At 73.7% G+C, this 19,989-nt stretch carries 18 protein-coding genes; 10 read left to right on the top strand and 8 right to left on the bottom strand.

Annotated elements, in window-relative coordinates; genetic code table 11:
* The first annotated feature begins 66 nt into the window (after positions 1-66).
* The 3 genes from ACZ4FH_RS13895 to ACZ4FH_RS13885 all read left to right on the top strand — a co-directional run bounded on the left by ACZ4FH_RS13895 (position 67) and on the right by ACZ4FH_RS13885 (position 3,372).
* Positions 67-1,221: a mandelate racemase/muconate lactonizing enzyme family protein gene (locus ACZ4FH_RS13895; RefSeq protein ID WP_467304599.1), complete on the top strand. Its 1,155-nt coding sequence runs from the start codon at positions 67-69 to the stop codon at positions 1,219-1,221.
* Positions 1,218-2,246: a zinc-dependent alcohol dehydrogenase gene (locus tag ACZ4FH_RS13890; RefSeq protein ID WP_467304598.1), complete on the top strand. Its 1,029-nt coding sequence runs from the start codon at positions 1,218-1,220 to the stop codon at positions 2,244-2,246. Before ACZ4FH_RS13895 ends, ACZ4FH_RS13890 begins: the two co-directional genes overlap by 4 nt.
* A 148-nt stretch (positions 2,247-2,394) precedes the next feature.
* Positions 2,395-3,372 (top strand): hypothetical protein, encoded by a 978-nt coding sequence (locus ACZ4FH_RS13885; RefSeq protein WP_467304596.1) that lies wholly within the window; start codon positions 2,395-2,397, stop codon positions 3,370-3,372.
* An 82-nt stretch (positions 3,373-3,454) separates the two neighbouring features.
* Here the strand turns inward: ACZ4FH_RS13885 and ACZ4FH_RS13880 are convergent, their stop codons facing one another.
* Both ACZ4FH_RS13880 and ACZ4FH_RS13875 read right to left on the bottom strand, forming a co-directional pair.
* Complete coding sequence (locus tag ACZ4FH_RS13880) at positions 3,455-4,306, bottom strand: SMP-30/gluconolactonase/LRE family protein (protein WP_467304595.1); 852 nt, start codon at positions 4,304-4,306, stop codon at positions 3,455-3,457.
* On the bottom strand, positions 4,303-5,076 hold the full coding sequence (locus ACZ4FH_RS13875) for an IclR family transcriptional regulator (protein ID WP_467304593.1): 774 nt from the start codon (positions 5,074-5,076) through the stop codon (positions 4,303-4,305). Before ACZ4FH_RS13875 ends, ACZ4FH_RS13880 begins: the two co-directional genes overlap by 4 nt.
* Positions 5,077-5,293: 217 nt before the next feature.
* On the opposite strand from ACZ4FH_RS13875, the gene ACZ4FH_RS13870 reads away from it, so the two are divergent.
* The 3 genes from ACZ4FH_RS13870 to ACZ4FH_RS13860 all read left to right on the top strand — a co-directional run bounded on the left by ACZ4FH_RS13870 (position 5,294) and on the right by ACZ4FH_RS13860 (position 8,247).
* A complete protein-coding gene (locus tag ACZ4FH_RS13870; RefSeq protein WP_467304591.1) occupies positions 5,294-6,799 on the top strand; it encodes a phosphatase PAP2 family protein in 1,506 nt (501 codons plus the stop codon).
* Positions 6,800-7,006: 207 nt separating this feature from the next.
* Positions 7,007-7,816, top strand: a complete 810-nt coding sequence (locus ACZ4FH_RS13865; RefSeq protein ID WP_467304589.1) for a class I SAM-dependent methyltransferase — start codon at positions 7,007-7,009, stop codon at positions 7,814-7,816.
* 77 nt (positions 7,817-7,893) lie between these two features.
* A complete protein-coding gene (locus tag ACZ4FH_RS13860) occupies positions 7,894-8,247 on the top strand; it encodes a VOC family protein (RefSeq protein WP_467304588.1) in 354 nt (117 codons plus the stop codon).
* 56 nt (positions 8,248-8,303) lie between these two features.
* On the opposite strand, the gene ACZ4FH_RS13855 is transcribed toward ACZ4FH_RS13860, so the two are convergent.
* Positions 8,304-10,277, bottom strand: a complete 1,974-nt coding sequence (locus ACZ4FH_RS13855; RefSeq protein WP_467304586.1) for a DUF5107 domain-containing protein — start codon at positions 10,275-10,277, stop codon at positions 8,304-8,306.
* Between the two features lie 207 nt (positions 10,278-10,484).
* Here ACZ4FH_RS13855 and ACZ4FH_RS13850 point away from each other — a divergent pair, with 207 nt between their 5' ends.
* Positions 10,485-10,826 (top strand): DUF6204 family protein, encoded by a 342-nt coding sequence (locus ACZ4FH_RS13850; protein ID WP_467304585.1) that lies wholly within the window; start codon positions 10,485-10,487, stop codon positions 10,824-10,826.
* 72 nt (positions 10,827-10,898) lie between these two features.
* Here the strand turns inward: ACZ4FH_RS13850 and ACZ4FH_RS13845 are convergent, their stop codons facing one another.
* Both ACZ4FH_RS13845 and ACZ4FH_RS13840 read right to left on the bottom strand, forming a co-directional pair.
* Positions 10,899-11,876 (bottom strand): LLM class flavin-dependent oxidoreductase, encoded by a 978-nt coding sequence (locus ACZ4FH_RS13845; protein ID WP_467304583.1) that lies wholly within the window; start codon positions 11,874-11,876, stop codon positions 10,899-10,901.
* Between the two features lie 87 nt (positions 11,877-11,963).
* Positions 11,964-13,421, bottom strand: coding sequence for an MFS transporter (locus ACZ4FH_RS13840; protein ID WP_467304582.1), 1,458 nt, complete (start codon positions 13,419-13,421; stop codon positions 11,964-11,966).
* A gap of 135 nt (positions 13,422-13,556) precedes the next feature.
* Between ACZ4FH_RS13840 and ACZ4FH_RS13835 the strand changes: the two genes are divergently transcribed.
* Positions 13,557-14,060 (top strand): MarR family winged helix-turn-helix transcriptional regulator, encoded by a 504-nt coding sequence (locus ACZ4FH_RS13835; protein ID WP_467304580.1) that lies wholly within the window; start codon positions 13,557-13,559, stop codon positions 14,058-14,060.
* A gap of 156 nt (positions 14,061-14,216) precedes the next feature.
* Here ACZ4FH_RS13835 and ACZ4FH_RS13830 read toward each other — a convergent pair whose 3' ends face one another.
* Entirely contained in the window at positions 14,217-15,098 is an 882-nt protein-coding gene (locus tag ACZ4FH_RS13830; protein WP_467304578.1) for an alpha/beta fold hydrolase, read from the bottom strand.
* Between the two features lie 174 nt (positions 15,099-15,272).
* Between ACZ4FH_RS13830 and ACZ4FH_RS13825 the strand changes: the two genes are divergently transcribed.
* Positions 15,273-16,313, top strand: coding sequence for a hypothetical protein (locus ACZ4FH_RS13825; protein ID WP_467304576.1), 1,041 nt, complete (start codon positions 15,273-15,275; stop codon positions 16,311-16,313).
* A gap of 14 nt (positions 16,314-16,327) precedes the next feature.
* On the opposite strand, the gene ACZ4FH_RS13820 is transcribed toward ACZ4FH_RS13825, so the two are convergent.
* Both ACZ4FH_RS13820 and ACZ4FH_RS13815 read right to left on the bottom strand, forming a co-directional pair.
* On the bottom strand, positions 16,328-17,566 hold the full coding sequence (locus ACZ4FH_RS13820) for a cytochrome P450 family protein (RefSeq protein ID WP_467304574.1): 1,239 nt from the start codon (positions 17,564-17,566) through the stop codon (positions 16,328-16,330).
* A 273-nt stretch (positions 17,567-17,839) separates the two neighbouring features.
* Positions 17,840-19,177 carry an aminotransferase-like domain-containing protein gene (locus ACZ4FH_RS13815; protein WP_467304573.1) on the bottom strand — a complete coding sequence of 446 codons (1,338 nt, stop codon included), beginning with the start codon at positions 19,175-19,177 and terminating at the stop codon, positions 17,840-17,842.
* A gap of 96 nt (positions 19,178-19,273) precedes the next feature.
* Between ACZ4FH_RS13815 and ACZ4FH_RS13810 the strand changes: the two genes are divergently transcribed.
* Positions 19,274-19,915, top strand: a complete 642-nt coding sequence (locus ACZ4FH_RS13810) for a DJ-1/PfpI family protein (protein WP_467304572.1) — start codon at positions 19,274-19,276, stop codon at positions 19,913-19,915.
* The last annotated feature ends 74 nt before the right edge of the window (positions 19,916-19,989 follow it).

Raw genomic sequence — 19,989 nt, 5'->3', positions numbered from 1 at the left:
TTATTACGGTCACGCCAGGATTTCGAACGAGTGACGAAATATCGAACAAGTCGAGGGGCGACTCCCGTGCGTATCACCGGAATCAGCACACATGTGGTCGGAACACCCTGGCGCAATCTCACGTATGTGCGGGTCCACACCGACGAGGGTCTCACCGGTGTGGGCGAGACCCGGATGCTCGGCCGCACCGACGCGCTCCTCGGCTATCTGCGCGAGGCGGAGACGAACCACATCGCGGGGTCGGATCCGTTCGCCGTGGAGGACCTGGTCCGCCGGATGAAGTACGGGGACTACGGCCGGGCCGGCGAGATCGTCATGTCCGGGATCGCGGTCGTCGAGATGGCCTGCTGGGACATCAAGGGCAAGGCGCTCGGGGTGCCGGTCTGGCAGTTGCTGGGCGGCCGGGTCACCGACCGCGTGAAGGCGTACGCCAACGGCTGGTACACCACCGAGCGGACCCCGGAGGCCTATCACCGGGCCGCGTCCGGCGTGGTGGCGCGGGGCTACCGGGCGCTGAAGATCGACCCGTTCGGCACCGGCCACTTCGAGCTGGGCCACGAGGAGACGCGGTACGCGGTCTCGCTGATCGAGGCGGTCCGCGACGCCATCGGCCCGGACACCGAGCTGATGCTGGAGATGCACGGCCGCTTCAGCCCGTCCACGGCGGTGCGGATCGCGCACGAGATGGCGCCCTTCCGGCCGGCCTGGCTGGAGGAGCCGGTGCCGCCGGAGAACCTGCGGGCGCTCGCCAAGGTGGCGGGCAAGGTGGACCTGCCGATCGCGACCGGTGAACGCATCCACGACCGGATCGAGTTCCGCGAGCTGTTCGAGTCGCAGGCGGCCGACATCATCCAGCCGGACGTCGGCCACATCGGCGGCATCCTGGAGACCCGCAAGCTCGCCGCGACGGCCGAGACCCACTACACGCTCGTCGCCCCGCACAACGTCGGCGGTCCGGTGCTCACGGCGGCCAGCCTCCAGATCGCCGGCTGCACCCCCAACTTCAAGATCCTTGAACACTTCAATGACTTCGCGGACGCGGACATCAAGAAGGTGGTGCGCGGCGCCCCGGAGGTCGACCCGGAGACCGGCTGCTTCGAACTGTCCGACGCCCCCGGCCTCGGGGTGGAACTGGACGTGGACGCCGCGGCCGAGTTCCCGCAGCAGCAGGCCCGGTTCGATCTGTGGGCCGACGGCTGGGAGAAGAGGCAGCCCAAGTGAGCGCGGCCCCGGCCCGCTCGCGGGCGGTCACCGTCGACGGACCCGGCGGCCACCGGCTGGCCACCGGACCGGTTCCCGAGCCGGGGCCGGACGAGGTACGGGTGCGGGTGGCCGCCGCGGGCATCTGCATGAGCGACCGCGAGGTGTACGACGGCCGCCGCGCCGAGGGCTATGTGCGCTATCCGGTGGTGCCCGGTCACGAGTGGGCGGGCACGGTCGAGGCCGTGGGCCCCGGCGTCGACCCGGCGCTGACCGGCCGGCGCACGGTCGCCGAGGGCTTCCGCTCCTGCGGCCGCTGCGACCGGTGCCGCGAGGGCGAGACCTCGTTGTGCACCGCGGGCTACGACGAGACGGGCTTCACCCGTCCGGGTGCCTTCGCCGACCATGTCGTGGTGCCGGCCCGGCTGCTGCACCCGCTCCCCGACGACGCGGATCTGCGGGCCGCCGCACTGCTGGAGCCCGCGGCCGTGGTGGCGGCGGCCGTGCGCGCGGGTGCCCCGGAACCGGGCGAGCGGGTCGCCGTGGTGGGCGCGGGCACGCTCGGGCTGCTCGCGGTCCAGTTCCTGGCGGCGGTGTCGCCCGGGGAGCTGACGGTGATCGACCCGCGCGACGAACGGGCCGCGCAGGCACTGCGGTTCGGGGCGAGCGAGGCGCTGGCTCCGCGCGAGGCCGAGGAGGTGCGGGGCCGCTACGACCTCGTGGTGGAGACGGCGGGCGCCCCGACCACGGCGGCCGACGCCTGTCTGCTCGCGCGGCGCGGCGGCCGGGTCGTGCTCACGGGGATGTTCGCGCCGGGGGCGACGGGCATCGATCCGGTGCATCTGTCGGTGAGCCAGCTGACCGTGCGGAGTGTGTTCGGGGCGTCGTCCGCGTCCTGGGCGTACGCGGTCCGGGCGTTCACGGCGGGGCTGCTGGACCCGGCGGCGCTGATCACCCACGAGTTCCCGCTGGAGCGGTTCGCGGACGCGGTCGCGCTGGTCGGGGGCGGCGGGGCGGGCACGGGCAAGGTGCTGCTGCGGCCGTAGGTCTGCCGTCGCGGTCCCGCCCCGAGGGCGCGGTGGCGGCGCCGGGCCCGCCCTCCGCATCCCGCCGTCCCCGTACCGGGCCCCTCCGTCCCTCCGCACACGCACTGTCCCGAACCTTGTCCGACCCATCGAACATGAAGGGCCTCCCATGACCGTCGCATCGCCGGAACCGTCCCTCTCCCCCGTCCGGAGCCCCGGCGAGCCCGCGCTCGGCGCGCTCGGACTGGGCGCGCCCGCCGCCGATCCGGCCGACGCCTCCCCGCACGCCTTCCCCGACGGGGGCACCTGGCGCACCGAGGTCCCCTCCGTGGAGGGCCCCGGGGCGCTGGCCGTCGTCCTGGAGGAGAGCGCCCGCCTCGACGTCCCGGTGCACCGGATCAGCCAGGGCAGCGGGATCTGGATGCTCACGGACGCCGAGATCACCGAGATGGCCGACGGCTGCGCCGAGCGCGGGATCGAACTGTGCCTGTTCACCGGCCCGCGCGGCAGCTGGGACACCGGGGCCTCCTACCGGACGGACTCGGGTGGCGCCGGGCTGCGGGCCCGGGGGCACGACGCGCTGGCGGGGTGTGTCGAGGACGCGCTGCGGGCCTCGGCCCTGGGCGTGAAATGCCTGCTGGTGGCGGACGAGGGGGTGCTGAGAACCCTGCACCGGCTGCGCGAGCGGGGGGTGCTGCCGGCCGACACGACGTTCAAGGTGTCGGCCCTGGTCGGTCCGGTGAACCCCGCCTCCTTCGAGGTCTACGAGCGGCTGGGCGCGGACTCGGTGAACGTCCCGTCGGACCTGACGCTCGCTCACTTCACGGAGATCCGGCGGGTGTCGGCCGCACCGATGGACCTGTACATCGAGGCGCCGGACGATCTCGGCGGCTATGTGCGGATGTACGAGACGGCGGAGCTGATCCGGCGGGGCGCCCCGCTCTACCTCAAGTTCGGCCTGTCCAGGGCGCCGGGGATCTACCCCTACGGCGCGCATCTGCGCTCCGTGGCCCTGGACACCGCGCGCGAACGGGTCCGGCGCGGCCGGCTCGCCCTGGACCTGCTCGCCCGGCACGGCGCCGACGGGAACATGTCGCCGCTGGGCTCCCGGCTGCCGGGTCCGCTCCGCCGCTTCCCCGCGGAGTGAGCGGCGAGGGTGCCGGAGGGGGGCGGGACCCCGCCCCGGGACCCCGCCCGGCACCTCGGCCCGCACCGGCCCCGGCCCGGCCTCAGCCCGCGAAGGCCGTGCCCGGCAGCCCCTGCCCCGCGTCCGGCAGGACGAGCAGCGAACCCGAGAGGGGGTGCGGGGCGGCCAGTCCGGTGCGGGCGGTCGAGATGTAGAGGTCGCGCAGGTCCGGGCCGCCGAAGGCGCAGGCGGTGGGCCTGCGCACGGGCAGCGGGACGACGCGGTCCAGCCGGCCGTCCGGGGTGTAGCGGCGCAGGGCGGAGCCGTCCCACAGGGCCACCCAGACCGCCCCGTCGGCGTCGACCGTCAGCCCGTCGGGGTAGCCGGCACCGTCCTCCACGGTCGCGAACGGGCGGCGGCCGGTGACCCGTTCGCCGTCCACGTCGAAGACGTCGATCCGGAGGGTCGGGGTGTCGATGTAGTACATCAGCCGCCCGTCGGGGCTCCAGCCGGTGCCGTTGCTGCACGCCACCAGGGGCAGCACCCGGTCGGCGGTGCCGTCGGGCGCGATCCGGGTGAGGCTGCCGCCGGCCCGCGACTCGTCGTAGAGCATCGTCCCGGCCCAGAGCGCCCCGTCCGGCGCCACCGCGGCGTCGTTGCCGCGCCGCCCCGGTTCGGGGTCGTGGACCAGCCAGCGGAACGCGCCGTCCGCGTCGTACAGCCCGATACCGTCCCGCAGGTTGACCACCAGGCCGCCGCCGGTCCGCGGCTTGGCGGCGCCGACGTGCTGCTCGGTGGCCATGACGGTGCGCCGGCCGGTGCCGGGCGCGTAGGTGTGGATCCGGGCGGAGAGGATGTCGACCCAGATCAGCCGCCGGGTGCCCGGGTCCCAGGTCGGCCCCTCGCCCAGTTCGGCGTGTTCGCGTACGGCGATGTCGAGGCCTGGCGTGCTCATCGGTCCCCCCGGTGGTGTCCGAGCCGGCCGGACAGTTCGTCGGCGCCCTCGACGGCGAGGGCGGCCAGCTCGGTCTCGCGCTCCTCGTTCCAGCGGCTCATGGGCACGGAGACCGAGAGGGCGGCGACGACCCGTCCCGAACGGTCCCGGACGGGCGCGGCGACACAGCTCACATCGGGGTTGGACTCCCGGTGCTCGACGGCGAACCCGCGCTCCCGGACGGTGGCGAGCGCGGACCGCAGCGTGGCCTCGTCGGTGATGCTGTCGGGGGTCATGCCGGTGAGTTCGAGTCCGTCGAGGCGGGCGTCCAGCTCCCGCTCGGGAAGGGCCGCGAGCAGCATCTTGCCGACGGACGTGCAGTGCGCGGGCAGCCGGCGGCCGGCCGCCGACACCATGCGGACGGCATGGGTGGAGTCCACCTTGGCGATGTAGATGACGTCCGTCCCCTCCAGGATCGCCACGTGCACGGTCTCCCCGCACGTCTCGGCGACCCGCCGGGCCACCTGCTGCCCCTCGGCGGCGAGATCGAGCTGTTCCGCGTACCGGCTGCCGAGCTGGTACGTGCGCACGCCCAGGCGGTAGCGGCCGGGCTGGTCGGGGACCGTGACCAGGTAGGAGCGCGCGGCGAGCGTGGTCAGCAGCTCGTGGACCGTGGTACGCGGGAGCTGGAGCTTGCGGGTGACCTCGGGCGCGGAGAGCGTACCGTCGCCCTGGAGGAAGAGTTCGAGTACGTCCAGCGCCCGGGTCACCGCGGGGACGAGTCGCCCCATGGTCGTGCACCACCCTCTCGTGTTCGGCATTCCGGCCACTGACCGGCATCACGAACACAGGCTATGCGTGCCGCACTTGCCGGGGCAATGACGGGAGGGAGGCAGGGGGCCTCCCGGGCGCTCGGGGCCGGAGCACGGGGCGGGTCCTGTGAGGAGTCCAGAGCCTCTCGGGCGCGCCTGCCGGTTCGGCGGGGGCGCGCGGGGTAAGCGGTGTTCCATGTCGTCACCGAAGCTCTCGTCCTTCCTTCCGCACCGCACCGGCCTGCGGAAACTTCTGCACAGCGGCGACGCCGCCGCGTTCCGGAGCCTGGCCGGGCGCCACTGGCCGGCCGCCGGGCCGGTCCTGCCCCGGCTGAGCCGCAGCGCCGACCACGGACTGCTGTGGCTGGGCGCGGCGGCCGGGATGGCCGCGTTCGGCGGCAGCGCCCGCGCCCGGCGGGCCGCGCTGCGCGGGGTCGCGTCCCTGGCGGTGGCCTCGGCCACGATCAACACGATCGGGAAGGGGGCGGTCCGCAGGCAGCGGCCGCTGCTGGACGTCGTCCCGGTGATACGGCGGCTGGAGCGGCAGCCGGTCACCACGTCCTTCCCCTCCGGGCACGCCGCGTCGGCGGCGGCCTTCGCGACCGGGGTGGCCCTGGAGTCGAAGGGCTGGGGAGCGGTTGTCGCGCCCGTCGCGGTGTCGGTGGCCGCCTCCCGGGTCTACACCGGGGTCCACTATCCGGGCGATGTGCTGGCCGGGGCGCTGCTCGGGGTGGGCGCGGCGTTCGCGCTGCGCGGGCTCGTGCCGACGCGCGGCCAGTTGCCCGCGCCCGGCCGCCCGCCCGCCGAGGCCCCGGCCCTCCCGGACGGCCAGGACCTGGTCGTGATCGTCAACCGGGAGTCCGGTACGGCGACGGCGACGGCGGCGCAGGTCCGGGAGGCGCTGCCGCGGGCCGAGGTGGTGGAGTGCCCGCCCGACGCGCTCTCCGCGGAGCTGGAGAAGGCCGCGGGGCGGGGCCGGGCGCTCGGGGTGTGCGGGGGCGACGGCACGGTGAACCGGGCGGCGGCGGTGGCCGCCGTGCACGGTCTGCCGCTCGCCGTCTTCCCCGGCGGGACGCTCAATCACTTCGCGTACGACCTGGGCATCGAGACGGTGGCCGATGTCTGCACCGCGCTCGGCGGCGGCAGCGCGGTCCGGGTGGACCTGGGCCGCTTCCGGCCGGGGCCGGAGGGGCCCGGGGGCGCGCACGGGTACTTCCTCAACGCCTTCAGCCTCGGTGTCTACCCGGAGCTGGTCCGGACCCGGGAGCACTGGTCCCCGAGGATCGGCGGCTGGCCGGCCGGGGTGCTCGCCGCGCTGAAGGTGTTGCGCGGCGAACGGCCCCTGGAGGCGGAACTCCAGGGCAGGAAGCGCCCGTTGTGGCTGCTGTTCATCGGCAACGGGATGTTCCAGCGGGTCGGGCCGGCGCCGGGCCGGCGGCACAACCTCGCGGACGGGCTGCTGGACGTCCGCGTGGTGCACGGGGGCCGGACCCCGGGTCTGCGTCTGCTGGCGACCGCGATCGCCGGTCCGCTGACCCGCTCCCCCATGCACGCGGCGGTCCGCCGGCGGCGGGTCCGGGTCTCCGGGCTCACGCCGGGCACGCCGTACGCGTACGACGGCGAAGTGGCGCACAGCCAGGGCGACCTGATGATCGACAAGCTTCCGGAGGCGCTGACGGTGTACTGCCCCATGCCCGTGTGAGTACGGACCCCGAGGGGTCGGCGGACGGGGCGGCAGAGGGGTCAACAAGGGGCGGCCGAAGGCGAATCGGCCGCCCCTTCGCACGGGTCCACCGTTCCACGATGTCCATATTGCAAGACGCCTATCTCACCATGCGGCTTCCGGGCGTACCGTAGCCGTACCGAACAGCGCATTCGCGGGTTCGCATCCGAGAGAGGACGCACGGCCATGCCGAAGGAGACCGCCACCTATACCCACGGGCACCACGAGTCGGTGCTGCGCTCGCACCGCTGGCGCACGGCCGCCAACTCCGCGGGCTACCTCATCGGTGAACTCGGGTCCGGCCTGGACGTGCTGGACGTGGGCTGCGGGCCCGGCACCATCACCGCCGATCTGGCCGCGCTGGTCGCGCCGGGCCGGGTGACCGCGGTGGACACCACCCGGGAGATCCTGGACCAGGCCGCCGCGGTGGCCGCCGAACGAGGCCTGGACAACGTCGAGTTCGCCGTAGCCGATGTCCACGCCCTGGACTTCCCCGACGACTCCTTCGACGTGGTCCACGCCCATCAGGTGCTCCAGCACGTGGGCGATCCGGTACAGGCACTGCGCGAGATGCGCCGGGTCTGCCGCCCCGGCGGCATCGTGGCCGCGCGCGACAGCGACTACGCGGCGATGAACTGGTACCCCGCGTCGCCGGAGTTGGACGGGTGGCAGCGGCTGTACGACCGGGTGGCGCGGGCCAACGGCGGTGAGCCGGACGCCGGGCGCCGGCTGCTGTCCTGGGCGCGCGCCGCGGGCTTCACCGACATCACCCCGACGGCCGCCGCCTGGTGCTTCGCCACCCCGGAGAGCCGGGCCTGGTGGAGCGGGCTGTGGGCGGACCGCACGGTCGGCTCCGTCTACGCGAATCTGGCGGTCGAGGGCGGCCACGCGACCGAGGAGCAGCTCAACGCGATCGCCGACGCCTGGCGCGCCTGGGGCGAGCAGGAGGACGGCTGGTTCATGGTGCCGCACGGCGAGATCCTCTGCCGGGCCTGAGCCGGGCGCCCCGGGGGCCCGCTCCCCCTGCCACGAACCGATCACACCGCGCCGAGGGTCCAACTACCCTGGTGCGCATGGAGATCCTGGGAACCACGCTGCGTATCTGCGTCGACGACCTGGAGGCCGCGGTCGCCTTCTACGAGCAGCTGACGTCGAGTCCGGCGCAGCGCTTCGAGCGCGGCGGGGTCTCCGTCGCCGCCGTCGGCTGCTTCCTCCTGATGGCCGGCCCCGAGTCGGAGCTGGAGATCCTGCGCAGGGTCGGCGCGACCATCGCGGTGAAGGACGTGGACGAGGCGCTCAGCACGCTGAACCGGATCGGCGCCCGGGTGATCGCGGGTCCGGTGCCGACGCCGGCCGGCCGCAATCTCATCGCCGTGCACCCGGACGGCTCGGTCTTCGAGTACGTGGACCGCAACCGCACGGTCTGACCGGCCGGCGGGCCGCCCTCGGGACGGCCCGCCCGCACTCCGACTCCGACGTCCTGTCAGTCCCGGGGCCGCATACGGAAGTTGTACGCGTCCGGCAGCGGTTCGTCGGTGATCCCGGCCCACACCTCGTCCAGGATCTCCGCTCCCTCGCGCAGATCGGCGACCTCGAAACCGGCGTCGAACAGGGCGCGCGCCGCGGCCCGGTCGCCCTCCGCGAGGAGGAGGCGCGCCTCCAGCAGCCGGAAGCGGCCCCGGCCGCGCACCTCGGCCGGCAGCCCCTCCCAGACCTCGCGGGCGTCGGCGGCGCGCTCCGCCGCGAGCAGGGCCTCGATCGTCTCCCGGCCGAGCGCGGCCGTGGCGGCGGTCCACTCCTCCCCCTCGTCGCCGTCGCGCCGCAGCACGAGGTCGGCGAAGGCCTCCGCGTAGTGGCCCGCGGCGCGGTCGCGCTGGCCGCTCTCCTGTGCGGCGACGGCGAGACAGCGCAGCAGCGGCCAGCGGGAGACGGCAGGGCCGAGCCCCCGTTCCCAGCTGCGGACGGCCTGGGCGCGGTCGCCGGCGTGCCACTGGGCGACGCCGAGGTGGTATTCGGTCAGCGGTTCGGCCGGGGCCGTCTCCAGCATGTCGCGCCAGTGCGGGGAGACCAGGGTGGGGCCGGGCGGGGCGGAGCTGCGCTGGCCGGGGAGGGCTCCCTGGTCGAGCAACTCCAGCCAGGGAGCCTGCTGTTCACCGAGGGTGGAGTCGGGGAACGGGGTTCCGGGCAGCTTGTGGGCGCCGCGCCGCACTTCGAGGGCGCCCCAGCCGGAGCCGGTGGCGAGGATCTCGCCGGGCTCGGTGTCCGCGCAGCGCCGCCACGCCTCGTACGCCGCGTCCACCTCGGCGCGCGGCAGCGCCTCGGCGAGCCGCCGTTCGGCCTCCGCGCGGGCGGCGTCCCAGTCCTCGCCGTGGACGGCGGCGGGGTCCGCGGCCAGCGGACCGTACGACTCCAGCCAGCTGAACTCACCACCGGGCTCCAGCGGGACGTGCTCCAGCTGGGTGCGGGCCAGACCCGCCTGGATCTCGGCGTATCCGGGGGTGCCGGGCTCGGTGAGCCATTCCTGCCAGCGGCGGCCGCCGGGGCCGCTGCCCCAGACGAACAGTTTGCGTCCGCGCAGCAGATCGGTGGAGGTCTGGACGAGGCCGCGCCCCTCCGCGTCGAGCGAGGCGATCCACCGGCGGGCACCGTCGGGCACCCCGTAGAAGTAGTCGGCGGGGAAGTCGCCGCGCAGCGGATAGGTGTGGTCGATGCCGTCCGTCCGGGGCACCGGGACACGGGACAGGTTCCGCTCGTAACCGAAGCGCCACGCCTCGTCGGCGGGGGCGAGGACCCGGGTCCGCTCACCCTCCTCGACGGCGATGTTGGACCACCAGTAGACCGGGGCGGGGTGCTCGTGCGGATTGCGTATCCGTACGCCGACGTGCAGGAAGTCGGAGTCGGCCGGCAGCCACAGATCGACCTGGAAGGGCAGGTCGCGCAGGCGCTCCCACTCCCAGAGCCGGACCATCTCGCCCCCGTCAGGCGCCGGGACGCGCGCGGCGTGCACCGGGGCGCACGACAGGGTGGTGTGCCCGGTCGCCCCGATGTTCCACTCGATGCCGCCCGAGAACCAGGCCCCGTTGAGGGCGAAGTCGGCGGGCTGGAGCACCGGGTTGGCGTAGACGAGGTCGCGGCCGGTCGGCTTGTGGAACAGCGAGTGGATCCGGCCGCCGAGGCCGGGCAGCACGGTCGCCCGCAGCCGTTCGTTCTCGATGACGATCGCGTCGAGGTCCGTGGGAGTCCGCTCGCGTCCGTACCCGTCGAGGATCCGCACCGGCAGCACCGTGGCGAGCGGCGCGTGCCCGAGCTGCCGCGCCATGTCCCGGGGCATGTCCCCCCGGTCGCGGTCGTCGATCACATGCGCCTCGTCGAGGGGCCGCAGCGCCGGCAGCGGATTCTCCGGCCCCGTCGCCGCCGCGGGCAGGGTGAGTACGGTCCGTCGTACGGTGGTGGCCAAGGCAACCTCGCTCCCTCACGCGGGCCGCCGCAGGTCCGGGCGCCCCCCGATGACCATGGAACACGCTGGACGCCGCCCGGACCAGTGGATCAGCCGTCAGACTTCGGCAAAGGCACCACCACCCCGGAAAAATCCCGTTTTCCACCGGCCCGCGGCCCCGTAGGCTCGCGATCCGACGGAGCCATGACCGAGGAACGGCGGAGAGCGATGAGTACGCAGCACACCTACCGGGTGATCGTGCGCGGCACGTGGGAGGGGCTGACCGACGAGTCCCGCACCCGCCTGCTGGCCGAGGTCGACCAGCACGGCCTGGCCGCCATGCAGTTCACCGAGGAGGGCTCCCTCACCTACGACCGCGTCCTCAAGCACTTCAGCTTCCGCTACGTCGTCGTCTCCGACGCCGAGGACGGCGAGGAGATGGCCTGCGCCCTCGCCGAGGACCGCGCCGAAACCGCCCTGCGCACGGCCGGCCACGGTCACGGCGAGCTCCGCTCCACCGCGACCGACATGGACACGATGAAGATCAACTTCAAAGGGCGGCGGGCGTAGGAAGTGGAGCCGCGGCCGGAGCAACCGCAACAGCCGTCCGCAACCTCACAGGGTCGCTCACCGCCATGAACGTCATGGCCAGGGTGTATCGGATGCCGATGACATGGCGCCTGCGGCGGTGTCGTTCTGACCACGCGCCGCGTCCGGGTCGGACGCCGGGCCGGGTGTGTCCCTCGTGCGCCCGCGGTGTGCCGTCACCAGCTCCCGCGTCGCCGGCGCCACCTCCGCCGCGAACGCCCGGAGCAGGTCCGGCTGCTGGGCCGGCAGCAAGAAGGCGCTGGTTCCGTGTTCCAGGGTGAGCGCGGCGAGCTGCTCGGGCCAGGCGCCGAGCGGCCCTCGCGGGAAGCCGGACGGTCCCGGTGAGAGGTTGTACAGCCTGCGGACCTCGGCGGGGTCGCGACCCGCCTCGACGGCCGCCTCGTCGACGACCCGGTGCCCCGCGGCGAGGCGGCCCGGCGGTAGGTGCGGGACGCTCGGCAGCCAGCCGTCCGCCGTCGTTCCGGTCAGCCGCAGCATGCGGGGGCCGAGCGCGCCGACCCAGATCGCGATGGGGTGCACGGGTGCGGGGCCCGCGACCGCACCGTCGAGTCCGTAGTGCTCGCCGGGCACACGAACCTGCCGGCCCTCGGTCCACAACGCCCGGATGACGTCGATGGCCTCGCGGGTTGCCCGCACCGCCTCACCGGGGCTGCGGCGGGGGCCACCGTCGGCGGCGATGGCGTCCCAGTAAGCCCCCGCCCCCAGCCCCAGCTCGACCCGGCCCCCGCTGAGCAGGTCCAGGCCGGCGGCGGTGCGCGCCAGCGCGACGGGCGGGCGCAGCGGGAGGTTCGCGACGTTCGGGAAGACCCGCACGCGCGTGGTGGACGCGGCGATCACCGCCAGCGTCATCCACGCGTCGAGCAGTTCGGGCCTGTAGGGGTGGTCCGGCACGCTCACCAGATCCAGTCCCGCCCGGTCGGCGACACGGGCCAGCGCCACAGTCTCGGCGGCGTACCCGGAACCGGGCACCAGGACGGCACCGAAGAGAAGGTCATGTCCGTAGTCGGGCATAGGTGCGTGAACTCCTTGTCATCAGCGCGATGTCGGGGCAGGAGGCCGGTCTCACCCGGCCCGAGGGGTCTGCGGCAGGCCGGCCCTTCAAGCCGCCGACCGCGACTGTCGCTCGGTCGACGTCGGCGGCACCGGTGCACCGGGCCTGCCCCAGAGCCTGCCCGGCCCGGCCAGTGCGACCGGCGTCGCGAGTACCAGGGCGATCGCCGACATGACGAACGCGGTGGTGTAGCCGGACTCGGCCGGCACCCGGGTGCCGGGGACCGTCTTGGATGCGACGATCGACGCGGCGATCTGGGCGCCGAGCGAGCCGCCGATCGTCCGCATGATCGTGTTGATGCCGGTCGCCTCGCCGGTCTGGCCGCGGTCGACCGCGCTGACGACGAGGTTCGCGAGGGCGGCGAAGGCGAAGCCGACACCGATGCCGAGAACCGCGGAGCCGACGTACATGCTCCCTTCGGTGTCGTGCGCGGCCGCGTAGACCACGAAACCGACGGCACCGATCAGGCAGGCCAGAACGAGCGGCAGCTTCCATCCGGCTGCCGCACCGATGCGCCCAGCGAGAGGACTGGCGACCAGCATGGCCGCCGCCATCGGCACCATGAACAGCCCGGCCTCGGTGACGGACGCGCCGAAGCCGTACCCGACCTCGGATGGAGTCCGGGCGAGCAGCGGCACCAGCGTGAACGCTCCATACATGCCGAACCCGATGATGAGCGCGGTGAGGTGACTGGTGAGCACGGCAGGGCGGCGCAGCAGTTCGAGGTCGATGAGAGGCTCGCCGACCTTGCTCTCGACGTAGACGAACACCGCGAGCAGTACGACGGCCGTGACGAGCAGGCCGATGACCCCACCGGACGTCCAGCCCCACGACTTGCCCTCGCTGATGGCGAGCAGCAGCGCCACGACACCCGCGCTGAGCAGGACCGCACCAGCCCAGTCGATGCGCCCGGGTCGGGTGGTCGCGGACTCCTGGATGAACGCGGTGACCGCGGCGATGCCGAGCACGATGACGACAAGTCCGAGCCAGAAGATCCAGTGCCAGTCGAGGGCGTCGACAATCGGGCCGGGTACGACGAGCCCGACACCGAAGCCGATGCCGAATGTCGACGAGATCAGTCCGATCGCCACCGGCACCCGCTCGCGCGGGAACTGGTCGCGCACGATCCCGAATGCCAGGGGGAAGGCGGCCGATCCGACCCCCTGCACCGCGCGCGCCGCGATCAGCAGGGCGAGCGAATCGGACAGGGCAGCGATCAGGGTGCCCACGGCGAAGACGCCAAGGCTGACGATCAGTACCCGGCGCTTGCCGAACATGTCGCCGACGCGCCCCAACAAGGCAGTCGCCACCGACGCGGTGAGCAGGAAGGAGCTGAGCACCCAGGAGACGGCAGTCGTTGAGGCGCCGAACTCGCGTTGGAGGTCGGGCAGTGCGGGCACGACCATCGTCTGCATCAGGGAGAAGGACAGGACAGCCAGGAGCAGGGCGGCGAACGGGGCAGCGAAGCTGCGGCGTTCACTGGGTGCCGGGGTGCGGTCGGTCATCGGGCGGTCCTCCGGAAATGGGCGCCGCGGTCCGCGGTCTCGGAGCACGGAAAGGGTGCCGAACTAGTATCGCGATGCGATCGTTCCATAGTGTCATCATTACGTCCAGTCACTGGATTGCCGTACCATGAGCACATGAGCGAAATCTCTGAACCCGCTTCGTACGCCACGGCCGAAGGCGGCGCGCCCCGCCCGCCGAGCCTTCTGGCGCTGCCGTCGTACCTCGCGGGGCACATGGCGCGAATCGGCCACGACGTACTCGTGGAGGCGGTGGGGCAGCACGGTCTGCGGCTGCCGCACTTCGCCACGCTGACCGCGCTCGCGGACTTCGGTCCGCTGCCCCAGCATGCGCTGGCCGACCGACTCGGCTTCCAGCGCAGCCACCTGGGCGGCTACCTGGACGCGATCGAGGAGCGCGGGCTGGTACGGCGCACCCGCGACCGATCCGATCGGCGTCGACAGCTGGTCGAACTGACTTCTGAGGGCGTCCAGTTGCAGCGCCGACTGTGGCGGGTGGCCCAGGAGTCGCAGGAGTCCTTCCTCAGCTGTTTCAGCCCCGAGGAGCGGGACACGCTGACCACGCTGCTGCGGAGACTGCTGGACGCCGACGACCGCGAACGGCTCGGAGATCATCGCTGACGGGAGGTGGCACATCAGCGATTGCGCCATGGAGGAACCCGGAAAGAACCCTGCCCGAGAGGGCGGGCAGGGCGGCGGACAGCTCCGCGTACGTGGCCTGGCCACGGCGTAGGAATGAGCGGAGTACCAGAGGCCGGCGTGGCGAGGGTGAGTCCCTCAGCCGGTGTGGGAGGCCAGGGCGTCGATGAGGTCCGGCCAGAGTTCCCGGGGGCGGTCGTGGCCCATGTCGGGGACGAGGAGGAGTCGCGCGTCCGGGACGAGTTCCGCGGTGCGCTCGCCGCCGCTGGGGGCGATGAGTGTGTCGTCCAGGCCGTGGACGACGAGGGTCGGGACCCGCAGCGCGCGGAGGGCGTCGGCGCGTGAGCCGCTGAGGATCATCGCGCCGAGCTGCCGGCCGATGCCGGCGGGGTAGTACGCGCGGTCGTAGCTCGCGGCGGCCAGTTCACGCAGGGCGGCGGGGTCGCCGTAGCGCTTGGAGGCCCAGACCAGTTCCTTCTCGGCCGCGGCGACGTATCCCTCGCGGTCCGCCGGCTTCGGGGTGAACAGCACCGCCTGGGCCTCCGGAGCGGCCTGGCCGTACGCGCTCTCGCCGGTCGAGGACATCATCGAGGTGAGGGTCAGTACCCGGTCCGGGGCGGAGAGGGCCATCGTCTGGGCGATCATCCCGCCCATCGAGGCGCCGACCACATGGGCGCGTTCGATGCCGAGGGCCGTGAGGAGGCCCAGTCCGTCGTCGGCCATGTCGTGGAGGCGGTAGGGGATCATTGCGAGGGCGGCGGGAAAGTCGCCCGAGGTGACGGCGGCGATGAAGGCCGCCATGTCGACGGGGTGCTCGTCGAACTTCGTGGACAGCCCGCAGTCACGGTTGTCGTAACGGATCACGTACCGGCCGCGGTCCGCCAGTGCCCGGCAGAAGTCCTCGTGCCAGGCGATCATCTGCGCGCCGAAGCCCATCACGAGCAGGACGGGCGGGTCCCCGGGGTCGCCGAAGGTCTGGTGGGCGAGGGACACTCCGGGGGACACGGCGGCGATCGGCATGGCCGAATCCTGTCATGGGTCCGGGCAGAGGTCCGAGGCAAGGCCTGCCGGGGGGCGTGCCCGTGGGCGCGTGCCCGTGGATCCGGGGCGCGGCGCCGTATCGGGTCGGGCACCGCTCCGGTCCGGTCCGGTCCGCCGGAAGGGGCCCGTGCCCCACCCGTTAGGGTCGCCCGCATGCCGAGAACCACACCGCCCCGCCCGCTCGACGTCGAGGCACTGTTTCCGGAGCTGGCGGCGCACCGGGGCACGACGACCCGGCTCCATCCGCGGCCCGGACGGCCGGAGGCCACGGAGAGTTCGGTGGGCGGGCCGCTGTTGTGGCCGGCGGACGAGCCCTGGCCGGTGTGCACCGAACCGCATGCCCATGCGCGGGGCCGGCGCCCGGCGGACATCCACCGGTCGCGCGAGGTTCTGGCCGCGGCGTGGCGGCGGGCCCCGCAGGGCGGGCCGACCGACGAGGACCGGCGGCTGCTGGGCGAGCTGGAGGAGACGCACCGGGTCGAGGGGGCGGCGGCGACCGCTCCGCTGCCGCTGACGGCGCTGGCCCAGCTGTACCGCCGGGATGTGCCGGACCTTCCCGCCGGACCTGACGGCTGTGATCTGCTCCAGGTCTTCTGGTGCCCCTTCGACGCGCACGGCCCGACCGGCCACGGCATGCTGCTCGATCTGCGGTGGCGCCGCTCGTGGGAGGTCACGGAGGTGCTGTCCGTGCCGCCGGAGCCGGCGGTCGTCGGCTTCGACGGGTATGTGCCCGAGCCGTGTGTGCTGCACCCGGAACAGGTGACCACCTACCCGTTCGCCGGTCTGCTCCCCGAGGATCTGTGTGCCCGGATCGACGCCTGGGACGAGGAGCAGGAGGAACGGGCCGAGGAACGGGAGGACGAGGGCGGTGAGGGGGACGAGCCGGTGCTGGGCTACCAGTACGACCTGTCGATTCCGCCGGGCTGGCGGGCCGGGGGCTACGCGTCCTGGCATTCGACCGACCCCTCCCCCATGGACTGCCGGTCCTGCTCGGCGCCGATGGAGCTGCTGCTGACCGTCGACAGCTCGGAGTGGGACGGCGGCAGCGGCAGCTGGACGCCCCTGGAGGACCTGGGCCTTCCCGCGCACCGCGCCGCCGGCCCGACCGGGGTCGTGGTGGGCCGCTGGGGCGAGCTGAACGTCTTCGCCTGCCCCCGGGATCCCGGGCACCCCCACCGCTGGAGCATTCAGTAGGGGCGGGTCCGCGCTCAGCTCGCGGGGGCCTCCTGTGCGGGGCGCAGGAGTACGGGGAGCGTGGTGTGGCCGTTGCTGATGAGGCTCGGGAGTCTCGTCAGGTCCTCGGGGCGGGCGGCCAGGCCGCTGTGCGGGAAGCGGGCGAAGAACAACCGCAGGGCGGTGGTGACTTCGAGGCGGGCGAGCGGGGCGCCGAGGCAGAAGTGGACGCCGTGGCCGAAGGCCAGGTGCTCCTTGCCGGGGCGGGTGGCGTCGAAGCGGTCGGGGTCCTCGTGCAGGTCCGGGTGGCGGTTGGCCGCGCCGTAGGAGGCGATGATGGCCTCCCCGGTCCGGATGACGCGCCCGTCGGGGAGGGGGATGTCGGCGCGGGCGTAGCGCAGCGGGAGGTGCTTGACGGGCGGTTCGTGGCGCAGGGTCTCCTCGACGACGTCCTGCCAGGTGCACCGGCCTTCGCGGACGTGAGCGAGCTGGGCGGGGTGGGTGAGCAGGGTGGTCACGGCCTGGTCGATGACGTTGGCGGTGGTCTCGTACCCTGCGCTGATCATGAGCAGGAGCGTGTCGCGCAGTTCGGCGTCGCTGAGGGCCGAACCGTCCTCCTCGTCGCGGGTGGCGATCAGCATGGATGTCATGTCGTCACCGGGCTCGGCCCGTTTGGCCGCGACGAGTCCGGCGAGCAGCGCGTAGAGCGAGGCGGTGTTGGCGGCCTGTTCCCCGGCGGTCAGATGGGTGGCGAACACGTTGTCCACCAGGGTGCGGAACTCCTCGCGCCGGTCGGTGGGCAGGCCCATGAGCCGGCCGATGACCGCGATGGGCAGCGGATGGGCGAACCGCGCGCGCAAGTCGACCGTCGTACCGGGCGGCAGCGCGTCCAGTTCGTCGAGGAGGCCGGTGACCAGCGCCTCGATGTCCGCGGCGAGGACGGCGGTGCGACGGGCGGAGAGCGCGGGGGCGATCATGCGGCGCAGCCGGCTGTGGTCCGCTCCGTACGCGGTGAACATGTTCTCCACCGCGATCCACAGGGCCAGCGGCCAGGTCGCGACGGTCTCGGCGTACGCGGGCCAGTGGGCCCGGCCGTCCTTGGAGACGTCCGGGCTGGTGAGCAGCCGCTTCAGCAGCGCGGGGTCGGAGACGGACCAGGCACGCACCCCGAGGACGTCGACGGGGGTCGCCGGGCCGCGCGCGAGGAGCGCCCGGTGCTCGGTGTCCGGGTCGCTTCCGGTGGGGTCGAGGACGAGTAACGGCTGCTCGGACATGCGGGGTTTCTCCTTCGACGGTGGTGCGGCCGGGCCGGGCCGGCCCTGAGCCGGTGGGCCGGGCCCGGCGCCCCGTAAGACTGCCCGGTCCGTGGTGCCGCTACCCCGGTCCGGCCGGGAAGAACACGCCGTTCCGCGGCCGGTTTCGGGGCTCCGGATCCCGCGTCCCGTACCGGGGGTACCGGGCTCCGGCCTCCGCGTCCCGTACCGAAGCACCGAAGCACCGGAGCACCGGAGCACCGGGATTCCGACTCCCGCCCCCCGTACCCGGGTTCAGGCGAACGCGTCCTCCAGCGCCAGCCGGCGCACCGTGCGCAGCGCCGTGCGCAGGACGTCCGGCTCGGCCGAGCCGAGGGCGAGGCGGATCGCCTGCGGGGTGCGGGCCGAGGTGCTGAAGGGCTCGGCCGTGGTGACCGAGACGCGGTGCCGGGCGAGGGTGGCCGCCAGGCGGTCGGCGCGGGCGCTGTCGGGGAGCGGCAGCCAGGTGAAGTAGGACGCGGGGTGGGCGACGAGCGGCAGCCCGGCCAGTTCCGTGGCGGCGAGGGCCTGGCGCTCGCGGGCGTCCTCCCGTTTCCGCGCCTCCAGCGCGTCGACCGTGCCGTCGTCCAGCCACCGGCAGGCCAGCGTCGTGGTCAGCGCCGGGGTGTTCCAGGTGGTGGCCCTGATCGCGCGTTCGAGCGCGGGGACCAGGTCGGGCGGGGCGAGGACGTGGCCGACCCGCAGTCCGGTGGCAACGCTCTTGGAGAGACCCGAGACATGGACGGTACGTTCCGGTGCCCGTTCCACCAGCGGCGGGGGCGGGTTCTCGACGAGGAAGGCGTACGAGGCGTCCTCGACGAGGAGCACGCCGTACCGCCGGGCGATCCCGGTCAGGCGGACGCGGTCGGCCTCGGGCATCACGGATCCGAGGGGGTTGTGCAGGGTCGGCATCGTGTAGAGGACCCGCACGGGCCGGGTCGCGCAGAGCCGTTCCAGGGCGTCGAGGTCCATGCCGTCCGGCGTGGTCGGCACGGGTTCCAGATCGAGGCGGAGGGTGTGCGCGAGCACCTTGAAGCCGGGGTAGGTGAGCGCGTCGACCGCGACGACGTCCCCCGGTCCGAGCAGGGCCATGGCCGTGACGGCCAGACCGTGCTGGGCGCCGCCGACGATCAGGACGCGGTCCGCGTCGGCGGTGATCCCCCGGCGGCGCAGATGGCGGGCGACCGAGGCCCGGTCCTGGGGGCGGCCCCGGTGCGGCTGGTAGCGCAGCAGCGCTTCGAGGTCGCCGGAGACCGCGATGTCCCGCAGCGCCGCGCGCAGCAGGCCGGTCTGCCGGGGCAGCGAGGGGTGGTTGAAGGTGAGGTCGACGGCGTCGGCGGCCACCGTCCCCTGGTCGGCGCCCTGGCCGGGCGGGGCCGCACGGTCGCGGACGAAGGTGCCGCGCCCCTGTTCGCGGCTGACCAGGCCCATGGCGTCGAGTTCGGCGTAGACCCGGGTCGCGGTCACCACCGCGACGCCCTCGCGGGCGGCCAGTGCGCGGTGGGTCGGCAGCCGGGTGCCCGGGGCGAGCCGTCCCGTCCGGATGTCGGAGGCGAGGGCGTCGACGAGGGCCTTGTACCGCGCTGCTGCCATGGGCCGGATTGTATCCATGACAATTCTTTGACTGTCCTGACAACGGATTCGTACCGTGGCGGCCCGTTCGCACCCCCCGGCAGGAAGGCCACCGCCGTGCACATCGCCATCCTCACCTTCGACGGCTACAACGAACTCGACTCCCTGATCGCGCTCGGGGTGCTGAACCGCGTCCGGGCCGACGGCTGGCGCGTCACCCTCGCCTCCCCCACCCCCCGGGTGACCTCCATGAACGGGGTGGTGGTCGAGCGGATGTCGACCCTGGAGGAGGCCTGCGCGGCGGACGCCGTCGTCGTCGGCAGCGGCATCGCCACCCGGGAGGTCGTCGAGGACCCGGCGGTCATGGAGGTCCTGCGGGGGCTGGACCCGTCCCGTCAGCTCATCGCCGCCCAGTGCTCCGGCGCCCTCGTCCTGGCCCGGCTCGGGCTGCTCGGCTCCATGCCCGCCTGCACCGATCTGACCACCCGGCCCTGGGTCGTCGCGGCCGGTGTCGACGTCCTCGACGCGCCCTTCCACGCCCGGGGCTCCGTCGCCACCGCCGGCGGCTGCCTCGCCTCGCCCTACCTCGCCGCCTGGATCATCGCCCGGCTGCGCGGCCGGGAGGAGGCCGAGAGCGCCCTGCACTACGTCGCCCCGGTCGGCGAGAAGGAGGAGTACGTCGCCCACGCCTGGCGCACCATCAGCCCGTGCCTGCCCGCGGCCGCGGACCGGGACCTCCTCACGGCCCCGGCCTCCTGACCGGCGGGGCGCCGTGACGGCTCCGTACGAGTGCCCGCCGGTGGAGCCTGCGCGGATCGTCGCCGCCCACCGGT

This window comes from Streptomyces sp. NPDC024555, assembly GCF_055559335.1.
Note: the sequence above shows the minus strand (reverse complement) of the source record. Positions and strands in the feature narration are given on the sequence as shown.